This is a genomic window from Dellaglioa sp. L3N (genome assembly GCF_054941095.1).
Map to the genome: position 1 here is coordinate 232,317 of NZ_CM142928.1, position 14,886 is coordinate 247,202.

Sequence of the window (14,886 nt, forward strand, 5' to 3'; positions counted from 1 at the left end):
TCTGATATAATGAATTCATTATTAAGAAAATGGAAGTGAATTGATTAACTAATGACAAAAAATGAAAGCTCGAATATGACACCTATGAAGGAAGATTATTTAAAAATTATTTTTGAATTAGGCGGTACGCAAAAGAAAATATCAAACAAACAGATTGCGCTTAGTCTGAACATTGCGGCCGGATCAGTTACAGAAATGGTCAACAAACTCGTTAAAGAAGAATTGGTTGAACATACGCCATATGCAGGGATTTCGTTAACCAAGCCTGGGATATTATTAGCGGAAGACTTAGTGCGTAAGCATCGGTTATGGGAATGTTTTTTAGTTGATAAGTTAAACTACAAATTACAAGATGTTGATGGCGAGTCAGAATTACTTGAACATGTGACAAGTGAATATTTGCTTGATCATTTAAATGAATTCTTGGGTTATCCAACACATTGTCCCCATGGTGGTGTCATTCCTGATAAGGAAGGTAACTATGAGGAAGACAGTCACTTGGTTTTGGAGGCAGTTGAAGATGGAACCAAGGTTATCATTGAACGTTTTATTGATAATCATGATTTGTTAACTTACTTGGATGATTTGGAATTACATATCGGCGATAAATTAACGGTTGTTTCTCATGCACCTTTTGAAGGACCTGTTGAAATTAAATTAGAAAATACGGGTGAAGTTAGAAATATTAGTTACAAAGCCGCGCATTATATTTTTGTAAAATAGGTCTTTCTGACTGAAATATGAATCGTTTAATTACAGGAAAGTTAACGTAGATAAAGAGTTAAGGGTGGTGGTATCAAACAGATATCGCCACCTTTTTGATTAACTTAGAAATATTTAGTAATTCAAAAACAAGATTAAAGTTAAACTAAACTTTTTGTTTGCAATGTATAATAAGAAATTGGGAAAGAAAAGAATTCAAAGGAGTGGTTAAAAATGTCGAAAGAAACGCAAGCACCAGAAATGGCTACCACAACAAAGAGTGCTAGTTTAGAAGAAGTAAATGGATCAGTAGAAGTACCAAAAAGTGCCGGTTTTTTACGAACCTTATGGGCATTTAGTGGACCAGGTGCATTAGTTGCCGTTGGTTATATGGATCCAGGTAACTGGATTACATCAATTGTCGGTGGGGCACAATACCGTTACTTACTACTATCAGTTGTTGTTTTTTCTGGGCTTATCGCCATGCTAATGCAATATATGGCTGCTAAGTTGGGAATTGTAACAAGAATGGATTTAGCACAAGCAATACGTGAGCACACAAATAAACCAGTCGGATTTCTTTTATGGATCATGACAGAATTAGCAATTATGGCAACAGATATCGCTGAAGTAATTGGTGGGGCGATTGCCTTACAATTACTGTTCGGAATTCCTTTAACAGTCGGCGTTATGATTACAATTTTAGATGTTTTCTTACTACTATTATTAACAAAATTAGGCTTTAGAACAATTGAAGCGATAGTTGCAACCTTGATTGCATCAATCTTAGTTATTTTTCTTTACTTGGTTGCTTTATCAAACCCAAGTTTATCAGGTATTATGGGTGGAATCCTTCCAAGAGCGTCAATTGTTATGAATCATGACCAATTAACATTGGCTTTAGGAATTATTGGTGCAACGGTTATGCCGCATAACTTGTACCTCCATTCATCAATTTCACAAACACGTCAATATGATTCAGACAATCAAGAAGAAGTTGCAAAAGTGGTTCGTTTCACAACTTGGGATTCAAATATTCAATTATTTGGTGCAACGATTGTTAACAGTTTACTTTTAATCTTGGGAGCTGCCTTGTTCTTTGGACATGCAGAACAACTTCAAGCTTTCGGTGATTTATACCGGGCATTGAGTGATAATACGATTGCTAAGGGGATTGCATCTCCAATGCTCTCAACCTTGTTCGCTGTTGCCTTGTTAGCTTCAGGTCAAAATGCAACAATTACCGGAACTTTGACTGGGCAAATCATAATGGAAGGGTTCATTCACTTGAAAATTCCATTATGGGCACGTCGTTTAGTGACACGGATAATCGCAGTCATACCCGTTATGATTGCAGCCATTATCTGGGGTGGCACTGAAGGTGTTTTGGATAACTTACTGGTTTATTCTCAAGTATTTTTATCAGTTGCCTTACCATTTACCATGATTCCTTTAATTTGGTTCACATCTTCAAAAAAATACATGGGTGAACGATTTGTTAACCCTCTCTGGGTATCAATTATTGGGTGGACTGCTGCAATTGGGCTAACTGTTTTGAATATTCAATTAGTTTTCAATTTAATCGTTCAATTTTTCACAGACGTTTTATAAAATAGGGAGTGAACTCACATGAAAAAAAGTTTTGAATTACCAAAACATAAGAACATTCTTGTAGGGGTTGATAATTCAGCCGATGCACAATTAGCTTTCTTAAACGCGGTTAGTCATGCTTTAGATGATGATTCGCTGCTGCATATTGTGACTGTTTTGGAGTCAGATGATTTAAATGTTTTTCAAATTCTGACAAAAGATACGTTAATTGAAAAACGAATGAAAGTTGAAAAACAACTTCAAGAATATAAACAAAGCGCACTAGATGCAGGTGTTAAGGAAGTCCACATCGTTCTTGCTGAGGGTGAACCTGGTGAAACAATTGTTAAAGATGTGATTCCAGATGTTAAACCTGATTTAGTCGTTGTCGGTTCTTCTGTGACTAAGGGAATTGGTAAGTATTTAGGCAGTCAAGCAGCATATATTGCCAAAAATGCCCCTGTTTCAGTGATGGTTGTACGTTAAAATAAATGATACTAAAAGGTTAAATCTAATAAAGATTTAACCTTTTTTATATGGAAAACGTTTACTTGTTTATTTACACATAAGATTTATGTTATGCTTTTAAGTATGACATAAATAGGAGTATGATGAATGATTTCAAACTATATCGCAATACTAAGAGATGAATTTAAAGGGTACAATGTCGCTAAATTAGCGAAAGATTTAATGGCAGGATTGACGGTTGCGGCAGTTGCCATTCCGTTAGCCTTAGCCTTTGGTGTATCAAGTGGGGCGACGGCGGCTGCGGGTTTAATTACGGCAATTGTGGCGGGTGTTTTGATAAGTACTTTATCAGGCGCGTACTATCAAATATCAGGGCCAACCGGTGCTATGGCTGCTGTATTAATGGGTGTGATTGCACAATATGGATTAAAAGGAGTCTTCATAGCGACTTTGATAGCCGGCGTTATTTTATTATTAGCCGGTATATTTAAATTGGGTGTGTTAACGACGTTTATTCCAGCCCCTGTTATTACAGGTTTTACATCAGGAATTTCAATTATTATTGCTTTTGGCCAGTTAGATAATTTTTTTGGCACGCATTCAAGTGGGAGTAGTTTAATTGAAAAGATTGGAAGTTATGCCAGTCTTGGATTTCAACCTAAGTTGGCGACAACTTTGATGGCTGTTTTAGTTGTGATTGCACTTTTTATTTTTCCTAAAAAATGGAATCAAGTGGTGCCGGCATCGTTGATTGCAATTGTGGTTACGACGGCGATGACAATGGTATTTAAATTAGATGTCGCAACAGTCGGTCAAATACCAACGAGTGTGATTAGTCACAATAGATTACATCTCGATTCGTTGACGCTTCAGACTGTTAAAAATTTAATCATTCCTGGTGCAAGTATTGCTTTATTAGGAATGATAGAGAGTTTATTATGTGGCGCTTCTGCTGGACGAATGACTGGCAAAACACTAGATAGTAATCAAGAACTAATTGCCCAAGGTATTGGTAATATAATCCTGCCATTTTTTGGAGGAATTCCAGCAACAGCGGCGATTGCCAGAACAAGTGTGGCAATTAAGTCGGGTGCACAAACACGATTAACGGGTGTTTTCCATGCACTTGCATTGTTAGTTTCAATGCTTTTATTGGCGCCAATTATGGCACAGATTCCTTTAGCTGCTTTGGCAGGGGTTCTTGTTGTGACTTCATGGCGTATGAATGAGTGGCAAGCTATTAAGTACCTTTTCAAGAATAAATTTAAAAGTGCTTTAATTTTATTTTTCTTAACATTAATAAGTACGGTTGTCTTTGATCTGAGCACAGCTATTATGGCAGGCGTTTTAGTTGGTATTATTATTTTCGTGGCTAAAAGTTCTATTTTAGATGTTGTTGTTGAAGATGTTGACTTGAGTAAAGTTGAAACGACGCAGGATAGATTAAAAGCTGATTGGGCCGTTGTTTATATTACTGGGCCATTATTTTTTATGTCTGCTGACCGCTTAGATAAAGCGTTACAACCTCTTCATGAGCGAGACTTGGTTATTTTTTCATTGCGTGGAGTGCCATCAATCGATAATACGGCAATGGCCGTTATCCAAGCTTTCTACAGTGATGCTCAAGCAAAAAATCATACCGTTATTTTTTCTTCCGTTCAACCAAATGTGATGAGAATGTTTGAACGTTCAGGTTTTAAAGCGTCAGCTGGTGAAGATGCGTTCTATTTCTCAGTGGATCGTGTCTTAAAAGAAATCCTATAAGTAGGGCATTAATTGACAAGAATATTTAAGCATGTTAAGATTCATTCAACTTAATAAATAAAAGTTAACACAAAAGTAGTTGTTTATCTGGGAGTCAGAAAGTTGGTGGGTGATGCGAACCAATCAGGATAAATGAACCAAATACGTTAACGTTATTTAAACATCGGATAAATATCTAGAACCGTTATCATCTAGTGAGTGAGAATTTGTGTTCTCAATTAAACTGGGTGGTACCACGGCTAGAGTCGTCCCTGATACAATATTTAATATTGTATCAGGGACTTTTTTTGTTCAGAAAAGGAGTCGCTATAAAATGCAAACTATAAATTGGAGCAAGGTTCGATATCAAATTTTTCAGGATAAATACGAAAACTAACTAAAAAATAGGAGTGTTTACTAATGGAAAAAAAATTATCGTTTACAGAGGCAGCAAGTGTGTTAAGTATCATGTTAATTATTATGGGATTCAGTGTGATCAAGTTTGGCTTGTCACCACAAACACCGGTGATGTTAGTGATTGGCCTGTTAATTTTATGGGCTAGGATGCGTCATTTTTCATGGGATGAGATTCATTCAGGGATCAAAGATGGGATGAGTACGGGTTTAATTCCAATTTTTATTTTTATTTTGATTGGTTCGTTGATTGCAACTTGGATTGCAGCAGGGATTATTCCAACCTTAATGATTTGGGGCTTTCATTTAATCAGTGTTAAATTTTTTGTCCCTTCTGTTTTTATTGTCTGTGCCATTATCGGCGTATCTATTGGGAGCGCCTTTACTTTAATCTCAACGGTTGGGATTGCACTGTTTGGTATGGGGATGACAATGGGCGTCAACCCAGCCTTAGTTGCAGGTGCCATTATTTCAGGTGCTATTTTTGGTGATAAAATGTCACCTTTATCAGATTCGACTAATTTAGCAGCAGCCATTGGAGAAGCAGATTTATTTAAACATATTAAAAATATGATGTGGACAACAATACCGGCTTTTGTAGGCTCTTTAATTTTATACATTATACTTGGAAGTAGTTCTTTAGAAGTTAATATGGATAAAATTAATCGGACAATCTCAGTATTATCTAGCCATTTTTCAATTACAGCTTGGGCTGCTTTACCAATCATCTTGATGTTTGTCTGTGCGTGGTTAAAAATTCCAGCTATTCCAACGTTATTTATCAATATTGGTGTATCACTGGTGATGTTATTTATTCAAAAGCCTCAGACGAGTTTACAAAGTATCGCAACGTTAATTCAATCAGGGTTCATTTCCAAAACGGGAGATGCTAATGTAGATATGTTGTTAACACGAGGCGGTATAGCGAGTATGATGGGAACTGTTTCGTTGATTATCTTAACCTTAACATTAGGTGGTTTATTGATGAATTTTAATATCATTCAAGTTGTCATGGAACCCTTAGTTAAGCGATTGAATTCATCAGGTAAATTAATTACAGCGACTATCTTTGCGGGAATCGGAGTTAATTTATTTGTTGGGGAACAATACTTATCCGTTATCCTACCAGGTAAAGCCTTTAAACCTGCATTTGACGCTTCTAAATTGGATAACTTAGCCTTGAGCCGTGCGCTTGAAGATGGTGGTACAGTGATTAATTACTTGATTCCTTGGGGTGTGGCTGGTGCATTTGCGGCAAGTACACTGGGTGTTTCAACGTTAGATTACTTACCATTCGCATTCTTTAGTTTATTATCTCCAGTCTTTTCAATTATTAGTGGTTGGACGGGAATTGGATTACGTGAAAAGCAAAGGTAACAAAAATGGGTCATAACGAATGTTCGCTTCGTTATGACCCATTTGTTATTTATTTTTCAGTTTTATTTAAGTTAATTAGGTAAATAGTCATAAAGATTGCGATTAAAACCATGATTGTTCCAAAAAGTGGTGTTGTATTTAAGCCGAGATGGGCAACAACTTGTCCACCAATTAAAGAGCCTAATGTGATCCCAATATTGAATGCAGAAATATTGAGTGAAGAGGCTAACGTAATATCTTTAGGGGTATATTTTTCAGCTAATTGTACAATATAAAGCTGTAAGCCAGGGACGTTCATGAAAGCGAACAAACCTAATGCCATAACCGTTAGTAAGCCTAAAATGGTTAATTTGGCGGTAAAGAAAAGAATGAACATCGTGATAGCAAGCCCAATAAACATTTTTAATAGAGCTTGAAGGGGATTATGATTTGCTAAGCGTCCGCCAATCGTATTGCCGATGGCAACCATTAATCCATATGCAATTAAGATGATAACCACAGCACTTTCACTGTAACCCATTGATGTTTCTAAAAGTGGTGTGATATAGGTATAAACAACAAACGTTCCGCCATAACCTAAGGCTGTTAATAATAATGTGATTAATAAATATTTATTTTTCAGGACGCGGATAAAGCCTTTTGCATCAGATTTCCCGGGGATAGGTAACCCATCAGGGACAAGGAAGAAGTTAGCAAACAAGCCGATTAAGCCAATAATACTAATAAAAATAAATGAGCCATGCCAACTCGTATGTTGCCCAATAAAGGTTCCTAATGGGACACCGGTTACGGTTGCGACGGTTAAACCAGTGAACATGACTGAGATAGCACTGGCACGTTTTGAGGGTTCAACAACATCAGCAGCGATAACAGATGCAATGGTCATGAAGATACCATGAGCTAGCGCAGAAACAATTCGACCGACCAATAAGATTGGAAAAGTTGGTGCAAATGCTGCAATTAAGTTACCGACAATGAATAAGCCCATAATACTTAAAAGCAAGTGTTTTCGGTCAAATTGGCCAGTCAAAATAGTTAGAACGGGTGCACCGATTGTGACACCGAATGCATATAATGAAACGCTGAGTCCGGCTTGACTTAATGAGATACCAAAATCATTGACCAGTAAGGGAATCAATCCGACACTAATAAATTCTGTTGAGCCAATTGCGAAAGCACTGATAGCTAATGCTAAAAGAGTTAAAGATGGGGATATTTTTGTTTTTGCCATAAGTTTGTAACGCCTCCTTGATTTCTATTCGAATAATGCTACAATTTATGATTATACGTGTACGGAATAAAATGACAAGAACGTACTAAAAAGTGCCATAGGTACTTTTTAGTACCCATGGAGGGTGAAATATGGAAAATAAAACATATAATATTGGCGTTGAAGCTACTTTAGAAGTTATTGGTGGTAAATGGAAAACAATTATTTTGTGTCATTTACGTGGTGGAAAAAGAAGAACGAATGAATTAAAGCGTGCGATTCCTAAGATAACGCAGAAAATGCTGACGCAACAATTACGTGAATTAGAAGCAGACGGGATTATTTCAAGACATATTTATGAACAAGTGCCACCAAAAGTCGACTATCAGTTGACTGAATATGGTGAATCTTTGAGCCTTATATTGAGTCAATTGTGTATTTGGGGTGAGAATCATGTTGATCGGTTAAATGCAGATGATGCTAATATTGTTTTGATGAATAGAGATAAAGTTTCATAGCTACCAAAAAGGATGTATCCATTAATAGTGGATACATCCTTTTCTAGTTTTTAAAGTAAAGCGAAATGCGCTGTTAAATTAGCATTGTCTAAGACAGTTGGAGCCGATTCATCTAAGATAATAGTATGATTTTCTGAGAATTCAACAAATCGTGTTGCATAAGCTTTAATTTGATTGAAATTATGTGTCGACAGGATAATTGTTTTACCGACGTTGTGTAATTCTTGAATAATTGAAATAATAGTTGTTTGAGCTTGTGCTGTTAGGCCTGTGAGCGGCTCATCTAAAATGAGCACATCCGGATTTAAAGATAGCACACTAGCGATGGCAACTAATTTTTTTTCACCACCCGAGAGATGATAGGGAACGCGGTTTTCTAATGCTTTAATATTTAGTAAGCTGAGACAATCAGCCACGCGGTTAGCGACTTCTGCTTCAGAAAGACCCATTTGTCTAGGTCCAAAAGCAATTTCATCATAAACCGTTGTATTGAATAGTTGAACGTCACTATTTTGAAAAACAAAGCCAATTTGTTGGTGGAACTTTTTAGCATTAGTCGCATTTTTGAAAAAGTGAGCATTAATTTGTTGATTGTTAAACGTATACTGGCCTTTACTTGGATAAATCAATCCATTCATTAATTTGAATAGAGTGGATTTTCCAGAACCGTTAGGCCCCAAAAGACAGACAAATTCATTTTCTTCGATAACTAAATCAATATTAGCCAAGCTCAATTTATCTGTATAACCATAACTTATATTTGAAAATGAAAACATAATAGGAACCTCCTAATTTAAAAAGAGTGCGATAAAAAAGAGTGTGAGACAAGTCTGTAGAATGTCAGTAAAGTGAACGCCTTGTTTTGTACGAGGAAAATGGTAATCACCAGTAAATCCACGTGATTCCATGGCACTATACATATCTAAGGCCATACTTTTTGTTTTAAGATACAGATTACCAAACAAGTTTGATAAGGATTGGTATTGGTGTTTATTTGTACCCACTGATCGTAATTCCATCGCTGCAGTCATTGAATAGAGTGACTCTGATAAGACTTTTAAATATTTAATGGTGATATCAATGATGAAGATAAGAATATCTGGAAAATGATATTTTTTTAGAGCCATAATAATATCGAAAAAAGTATTCGTATTGATAAAATAAGAGACTATCGTCAAAATTAATAATGTTTTGATGATGAAAAAAAAGACAGTCGATTCATTTGTTAAAAAAAGACTGGGTAGGATAAATAAAAGTACGAAAAATAGGTTTACCGGAAGTCGTTTTAGTATTTTTAACAGAACGGTTTTTGGTAATAGGGCAATTAAAAAAAATTGATACAGATAAATAAGCCAAATAAACGACAAATTTCGTGAAAGAGAAATGAGCAAAATTAAGATAAACGTCGTCAAAAGTTGAATAAATGAATTTTGATGTGGCAGTGGTTGAGACGTTGTTTCTTTGTTATCAGCAAAAAGACTTAATAAATGCAGTAGACGACCTCTATTTTTTTGTAAAAAGGTATTTTGTTGTTTTATGGGTGAATAATTTTCGGATGATGTTAGCCAATCTGGCACATCAAGATGTTTTTTATTTTTCATGTGTCACCAGCTTAAATAAGATAATAAAAATAATAACAGCTGAGAAAGCTGAAAAAATATAACCAATCGGTAATGAGACACCAAATAGTGAGTAATCTTGCAGCAATGGTTTGAAATTAAGACCATGTGCCATCCCTGTAGGCATGTGAGCTTTCAGACCATTTTTCGTTAACGTTGGTAAAATATCGGATGCACTCCATTCGCCCCAAGCTGTTCCTGAAGCGAGTAACCCCAGTGGAGATAGGACTACTAAGCCACCAATTAAAAGATAAAAACGAGTTAATAATTTTTTTGTATTTGATTTTTGGTGATTATCAGCTAAATAAATTGAATTGGGAGAGGCTTTCTTTACAAAAGAGAAAACCAAAACGGTAAAAATAGCTTCAACCCAACCAATAATGAGCAAATGGGTTGAGGTCATTGCGGGAACTGAAATTGAGAGTGGGTAAGGCGAGTACAAAGGATTACCACTTTGATCATGAAAGAGTAGTGGTTGGATGCCTAACTCGATACCCACGATTAAGGCAGCTAAATTGATGCCAAAGTAAGCCCCGATAAAGGCTCCAATCCGATCATGTTTGAAATGTTTAAAAAATAAATAAATGATGTAGCCAAAGAATGGCATGATGAAGGCCATGTTAAAGGCATTTGCACCAAAGGCTAAAATACCACCGTCGCCAAACAGAAGTGCTTGTAAGAGTAAGGCAACGGTAATGGACAAGCAAGCAGCCCACGGCCCTAATAGGATGGCTAATAAGGTTCCGCCAACTGCATGAGCCGTCGTGCCACCTGGTACGGGTAAATTGAACATCATAATTAAAAAAGAAAGAGAAGAAGCAATTCCGAGTAACGGGACTGTTTCTTTTTTTTCTTTAATTTGGCTTTTAACTTTTGAGATGGATACCGCCCAGACAGGAGTCATGGCGACAAACATGGTGATGCAGGTTTGGGGACTAAGGTAATTATCTGGAATATGCATAAGAAACTCCTTTATTAATTGGCGATGAAATCTAGCAAGTAGCTGATATCAGTGATGACAATTTTCCGTTTGATTTTTGAAATCACTTGTTCATTTTCTAATTCCATTAGGATTCGATTCACACTACTTCTGGAGGAAATCCCACAAAAGTTTGCGATGTCTTCATTAGTAATATCAAAATCGATTAAAATACCATTACTAATTTGTTTACCAAAGAGATCAATTAAACTATAAACAAACGCGCAGATGGCCCCTTTTTTCCCATTCATAATCATCCGTTGTGAGCGATAAATATTTTCTGAGAGTTTTTTTCGATAATAGTTTTTTACATAGTTTTGTAATTCAATCGTCGAATTAACGTATTCCCAAAAAGTGACACGATCAATTCTATAAAAAGTTGCTTCTTTTGATTCAATCCGCACATTAAATGGAGAAGAAGTGAACTTTGAAACTTCATCACGTAATAAGGAAATAACATCTGGCTTAGCGATATACGATAAGTTAAATTCGTGACCATCTTGTAGAATAATACTATTTTTGATGATGCCTTCTTTTAATATGTAAGTGTAGCGTTCTTCTAATCCGTTATAAGTTAAATAATTATGTCTTTTCTTGGTAATGGTAGGCACGTTTTTTTCTTCCAAGTAGTTCATTAGAAATTCAATATCAGTTAATACCATAAGGGCCACCTTAATTTTATATTTGTTTACAAGCGACAATACTAATTAGTACATGGAAAGGTAATCAAAAGGGAAAATAATATATCTTGATTGTACACATTTGTTGACAACGATACATGACTAATTGCATAGCAACAGTATAGAGCCAAAGGATAACAAAAAATGACTGATTTAAAGGATACAAATGTTAACAATAAATAGGGGGACAAAATAAGAACGTCAAAAGAGAAAGTTTATATTGGTGACCCACGATATAATTCAAATGTTATAAAAGCAAGCATAGAGAAAGGAAATGACACATAAAATGGTATCAATTAAATTACCATATGACAAAAAGATGATTACTGTGAACATTGCAGACAAAAATTTTGCCGGGAAATTAGTTTCAGAAGCTGCAACATATCATAACGAATTATCTGAGGAGGAGACAGTTGAGGCCTCATTAGACAACCCAATTGGTGGTCCTAAGCTAGAAGAGTTGGCAAAAGGTAAGAAAAATATTGTCATCATTAGTTCAGATCACACTCGTCCAGTCCCTTCAAAAATTATTACACCTATCTTATTAAGAAGAATTCGGTCAGTTGCACCAGATGCTAGAATTCGTATCTTAGTTGCAACCGGATTCCATCGTGCTTCAACGCATGAAGAACTTGTTGATAAATATGGTGAAGAAATTGTCGCAAATGAAGAAATCGTGATTCATGATTCTGAAGATGATAGCTCAATGGCAAAAATTGGGACATTACCTTCAGGTGGTGAATGCATTGTGAACAAAGTGGCTGTAGAAGCTGATTTACTTTTATCAGAAGGCTTCATTGAATCGCATTTCTTTGCTGGATTCTCAGGTGGACGTAAATCTGTATTACCTGGTGTTGCTTCATATAAAACAATTCTAGCTAATCATTCAGGACCTTTTATTAATTCTCCTAAAGCAAGAACTGGGAATATTAGTCATAATCCTATTCATAAAGATATGGTCTATGCTGCAAAAACGGCTAACTTACAATTTATTATTAATGTCGTTTTAGATGAAAATAAAAAAATTATCGGTTCTTTCGCAGGTGATTTGGAAGAAGCACATGCAGAGGGTTGTGCCTTTGTTAAACGCTTATCAGAAGTCCCTAAGGTTGAAAGTGATATTACAATCTCAACTAATGGGGGTTATCCATTAGATCAAAATATCTACCAAGCGGTTAAAGGGATGACATCTGCTGAAGCCACAAATAAAGAACACAGCATTATTATCATGGTTGCGGGTTCTCGTGATGGTCATGGTGGTGAAGGTTTCTACCATAATATTGCTGATTGTGATGATCCTAAAGAATTTTTAGATAAGGCGATTAATACACCAAAATCTGAAACAGTTCCTGATCAATGGACGTCACAAATTTTGGCAAGAATCTTAGTTAATCATGATGTGATTTTTGTCTCTGATTTGGTTGATCCAAAGTTAATTTCAGATATGCATATGAAGTTGGCTAAGACAATCGACGAAGCCCTAGCAATGGCTTACGCAATTGAAGGCGCAGATGCTAAAGTTGCCGTTATCCCTGATGGTTTAGGCGTTATCGTTAAATAAAGGAAAATAAAAATGGAACAAAACAATTTGAAAGAGTTATTAATGTCAGTTGCATCTGGTAAAGCTGACGTTGCAGATGCTATGGATACAATTAACAATTCCGGGTTTGAAGAGCTTGATTTTGCTAAGGTCGACTTATCTCGTGAGAAGCGAAATGGGTATCCAGAAGTCATTTATGGCGAGGGTAAAACAGCAGAACAAATCATTGGCATCATGCAAGTCATGGCACAAAATAAATTGAATATTTTAGGAACGCGTATTTCAAAAGAAAAATTTGACATCATCAAACAATCTGAGAAAAATGCGATTTATTTTGAAAAAGCAAGATGTGTGACCGTTACAAATCATGAAATGCCAACAACTGAAAGTTATGTGGCAATTGTAACTGCAGGTACGTCAGATATGAATGTTGCGGAAGAAGCAGCTGTTACCGCCGAAACATATGGTAACAAAGTTGAACGCGTGTATGACGTTGGCGTTGCAGGGATTGGTCGGTTATTCAAACGGCTTGATGTCATTCAAGGCGCAAAAGTCGTGATTGTTATCGCTGGTATGGAGGGCGCTTTAGCTAGTGTCGTGGGCGGTTTAATTGATGCACCGTTAATTGCTGTGCCAACAAGTGTTGGTTATGGGACTAGCTTTGGCGGCGTTACGCCGTTGTTAACAATGTTGAATAGCTGTGCATCGGGTATTACTGTCGTTAATATCGATAATGGCTTTGGTGCAGGGTATTCAGCCAGCATGATGAATCATTTATAGAAAGGAATACACTATGCATACATTATATTTAGATGCTTTTTCAGGGATTAGTGGCGATATGTTCATTGGCGCTTTACTTGATTTAGGGATTGATTTTGAAACGTTTAAACAACAATTAGCCAAGATTAACGTAGCAGGTTATGAGTTGGAAAATGAAAAAATTTCAAAAAGTAGTATTTTTGGAACTAGTTTTGATGTTCATATGCATCACGGTGAAAAAGATCATGGCTTCATTGAAGACCATGAACATCATCATCACGATCATGACGTGAGACATTTAGCTGATATTTTAAAAATTATTCAAGATAGTGAGTTAAAAGAGTCAATTAAAGAGCAAGCCAGTGATGTTTTTACTGAAATTGCAAAAGCAGAAGCGGTTGTGCATCATGTCGAAATTTCTGAAATTCATTTTCACGAGGTTGGCGCATTAGATTCAATTGTTGATATTATTGGTTGTTTTGTTGCATTAGATTTATTAGGCGTTGATCAGGTTATTTCGTCTCCTTTAACTGATGGAAGTGGGTTTATTGATGTTGCTCATGGCAGGATGCCAGTTCCGGTTCCGGCTGTGATGCAAATGCGAGTGGGCAGCCAGATTCCAATCAAGCAGGATGCATCAATTCATACAGAATTGATTACACCAACTGGTATGGGTATTGTGAAAAATATTGTATCGGAATTTAGTGAAATACCAAGTGAATTAATGGTTGAAAAAGTGGGTTATGGATTTGGTAAAAGAGAAACAGGCGGATTCAACGCATTACGTGTCTTATTACTCGAAAAAAAAAACTAAGTTCACAAATTATCGATCAAAATAATGATTCTGTTATGAGTATTGAGGCCAACATTGATGACCAAACCGGTGAACAGTTGGGTTATTTAATGAAAAAATTGATGGCTGAAGGCAGTTATGATGCCTTTTTTACACCCATTCAAATGAAAAAAAATCGTCCAGCTTATAAAGTAACTGCGTTGTGTCACCCGTTAGACCAAGAAAAAATGACTAAATTATTTTTAAAATATACAAGTACATTGGGCGTTCGCTACCAAACGTTCAATCGAACAATCATGAAAAGACACTTTGATTCTGTAAAAACAGAATATGGGGTTGTTGGAATAAAAATAGCGACTTATGAAGAAATTGAAAAATATAGCCCTGAATATGATGATTGTGAAAAGATTGCAAACGATAATGATTTATCATTATCAGAGGTTTATCAATTGGTTTCAAATGAGTGGCAAAAAAATAAAAAAGAGGTAATTTAA

General features: G+C 36.0%; 15 protein-coding genes. 10 read left to right on the forward strand and 5 right to left on the reverse strand.

Annotated elements, in window-relative coordinates; translation table 11 throughout:
• The first annotated feature begins 75 nt into the window (after positions 1-75).
• The 5 genes from ACVPPR_RS01120 to nhaC all read left to right on the forward strand — a co-directional run bounded on the left by ACVPPR_RS01120 (position 76) and on the right by nhaC (position 6,294).
• Positions 76-723, forward strand: a complete 648-nt coding sequence (locus ACVPPR_RS01120) for a metal-dependent transcriptional regulator (protein ID WP_462298374.1) — start codon at positions 76-78, stop codon at positions 721-723.
• A gap of 213 nt (positions 724-936) precedes the next feature.
• A complete protein-coding gene (locus tag ACVPPR_RS01125) occupies positions 937-2,313 on the forward strand; it encodes an Nramp family divalent metal transporter (protein ID WP_462298115.1) in 1,377 nt (458 codons plus the stop codon).
• 18 nt (positions 2,314-2,331) lie between these two features.
• Positions 2,332-2,778 (forward strand): universal stress protein, encoded by a 447-nt coding sequence (locus tag ACVPPR_RS01130; RefSeq protein ID WP_462298117.1) that lies wholly within the window; start codon positions 2,332-2,334, stop codon positions 2,776-2,778.
• Positions 2,779-2,907: 129 nt separating this feature from the next.
• Positions 2,908-4,524, forward strand: coding sequence for a SulP family inorganic anion transporter (locus ACVPPR_RS01135; RefSeq protein WP_462304400.1), 1,617 nt, complete (start codon positions 2,908-2,910; stop codon positions 4,522-4,524).
• A 399-nt stretch (positions 4,525-4,923) separates the two neighbouring features.
• Positions 4,924-6,294, forward strand: coding sequence for a Na+/H+ antiporter NhaC (gene nhaC / locus ACVPPR_RS01140; protein ID WP_462304401.1), 1,371 nt, complete (start codon positions 4,924-4,926; stop codon positions 6,292-6,294).
• Between the two features lie 49 nt (positions 6,295-6,343).
• Here nhaC and ACVPPR_RS01145 read toward each other — a convergent pair whose 3' ends face one another.
• Positions 6,344-7,525, reverse strand: coding sequence for an MFS transporter (locus ACVPPR_RS01145; RefSeq protein WP_462304402.1), 1,182 nt, complete (start codon positions 7,523-7,525; stop codon positions 6,344-6,346).
• A gap of 131 nt (positions 7,526-7,656) precedes the next feature.
• Between ACVPPR_RS01145 and ACVPPR_RS01150 the strand changes: the two genes are divergently transcribed.
• Positions 7,657-8,022, forward strand: coding sequence for a winged helix-turn-helix transcriptional regulator (locus ACVPPR_RS01150; RefSeq protein ID WP_462304403.1), 366 nt, complete (start codon positions 7,657-7,659; stop codon positions 8,020-8,022).
• 50 nt (positions 8,023-8,072) lie between these two features.
• Here ACVPPR_RS01150 and ACVPPR_RS01155 read toward each other — a convergent pair whose 3' ends face one another.
• From ACVPPR_RS01155 to ACVPPR_RS01170, 4 genes are read right to left on the reverse strand one after another with little or no spacing between them, the layout of a single operon-like run.
• Complete coding sequence (locus ACVPPR_RS01155) at positions 8,073-8,798, reverse strand: energy-coupling factor ABC transporter ATP-binding protein (protein WP_462304404.1); 726 nt, start codon at positions 8,796-8,798, stop codon at positions 8,073-8,075.
• A 12-nt stretch (positions 8,799-8,810) separates the two neighbouring features.
• A complete protein-coding gene (locus tag ACVPPR_RS01160) occupies positions 8,811-9,623 on the reverse strand; it encodes an energy-coupling factor transporter transmembrane component T (RefSeq protein ID WP_462304405.1) in 813 nt (270 codons plus the stop codon).
• The gene (cbiM, locus tag ACVPPR_RS01165; protein WP_462304406.1) at positions 9,613-10,602 is read right to left on the reverse strand and encodes a cobalt transporter CbiM; all 990 of its coding nucleotides are present in this window, start codon (positions 10,600-10,602) and stop codon (positions 9,613-9,615) included. Before cbiM ends, ACVPPR_RS01160 begins: the two co-directional genes overlap by 11 nt.
• Before the next feature lie 14 nt (positions 10,603-10,616).
• Positions 10,617-11,282 carry a Crp/Fnr family transcriptional regulator gene (locus ACVPPR_RS01170; protein WP_462304407.1) on the reverse strand — a complete coding sequence of 222 codons (666 nt, stop codon included), beginning with the start codon at positions 11,280-11,282 and terminating at the stop codon, positions 10,617-10,619.
• 304 nt (positions 11,283-11,586) lie between these two features.
• On the opposite strand from ACVPPR_RS01170, the gene larA reads away from it, so the two are divergent.
• The 4 genes from larA to larC2 are packed head-to-tail and all read left to right on the forward strand — an operon-like array spanning position 11,587 to position 14,886.
• The gene (larA, locus tag ACVPPR_RS01175) at positions 11,587-12,861 is read left to right on the forward strand and encodes a nickel-dependent lactate racemase (protein WP_462304781.1); all 1,275 of its coding nucleotides are present in this window, start codon (positions 11,587-11,589) and stop codon (positions 12,859-12,861) included.
• A 12-nt stretch (positions 12,862-12,873) separates the two neighbouring features.
• Complete coding sequence (gene larB, locus ACVPPR_RS01180; protein WP_462298132.1) at positions 12,874-13,620, forward strand: nickel pincer cofactor biosynthesis protein LarB; 747 nt, start codon at positions 12,874-12,876, stop codon at positions 13,618-13,620.
• Between the two features lie 13 nt (positions 13,621-13,633).
• The gene (gene larC, locus ACVPPR_RS01185; protein WP_462304408.1) at positions 13,634-14,413 is read left to right on the forward strand and encodes a nickel pincer cofactor biosynthesis protein LarC; all 780 of its coding nucleotides are present in this window, start codon (positions 13,634-13,636) and stop codon (positions 14,411-14,413) included.
• A gap of 35 nt (positions 14,414-14,448) precedes the next feature.
• On the forward strand, positions 14,449-14,886 hold the full coding sequence (gene larC2, locus ACVPPR_RS01190) for a nickel pincer cofactor biosynthesis protein LarC2 (RefSeq protein WP_462298134.1): 438 nt from the start codon (positions 14,449-14,451) through the stop codon (positions 14,884-14,886).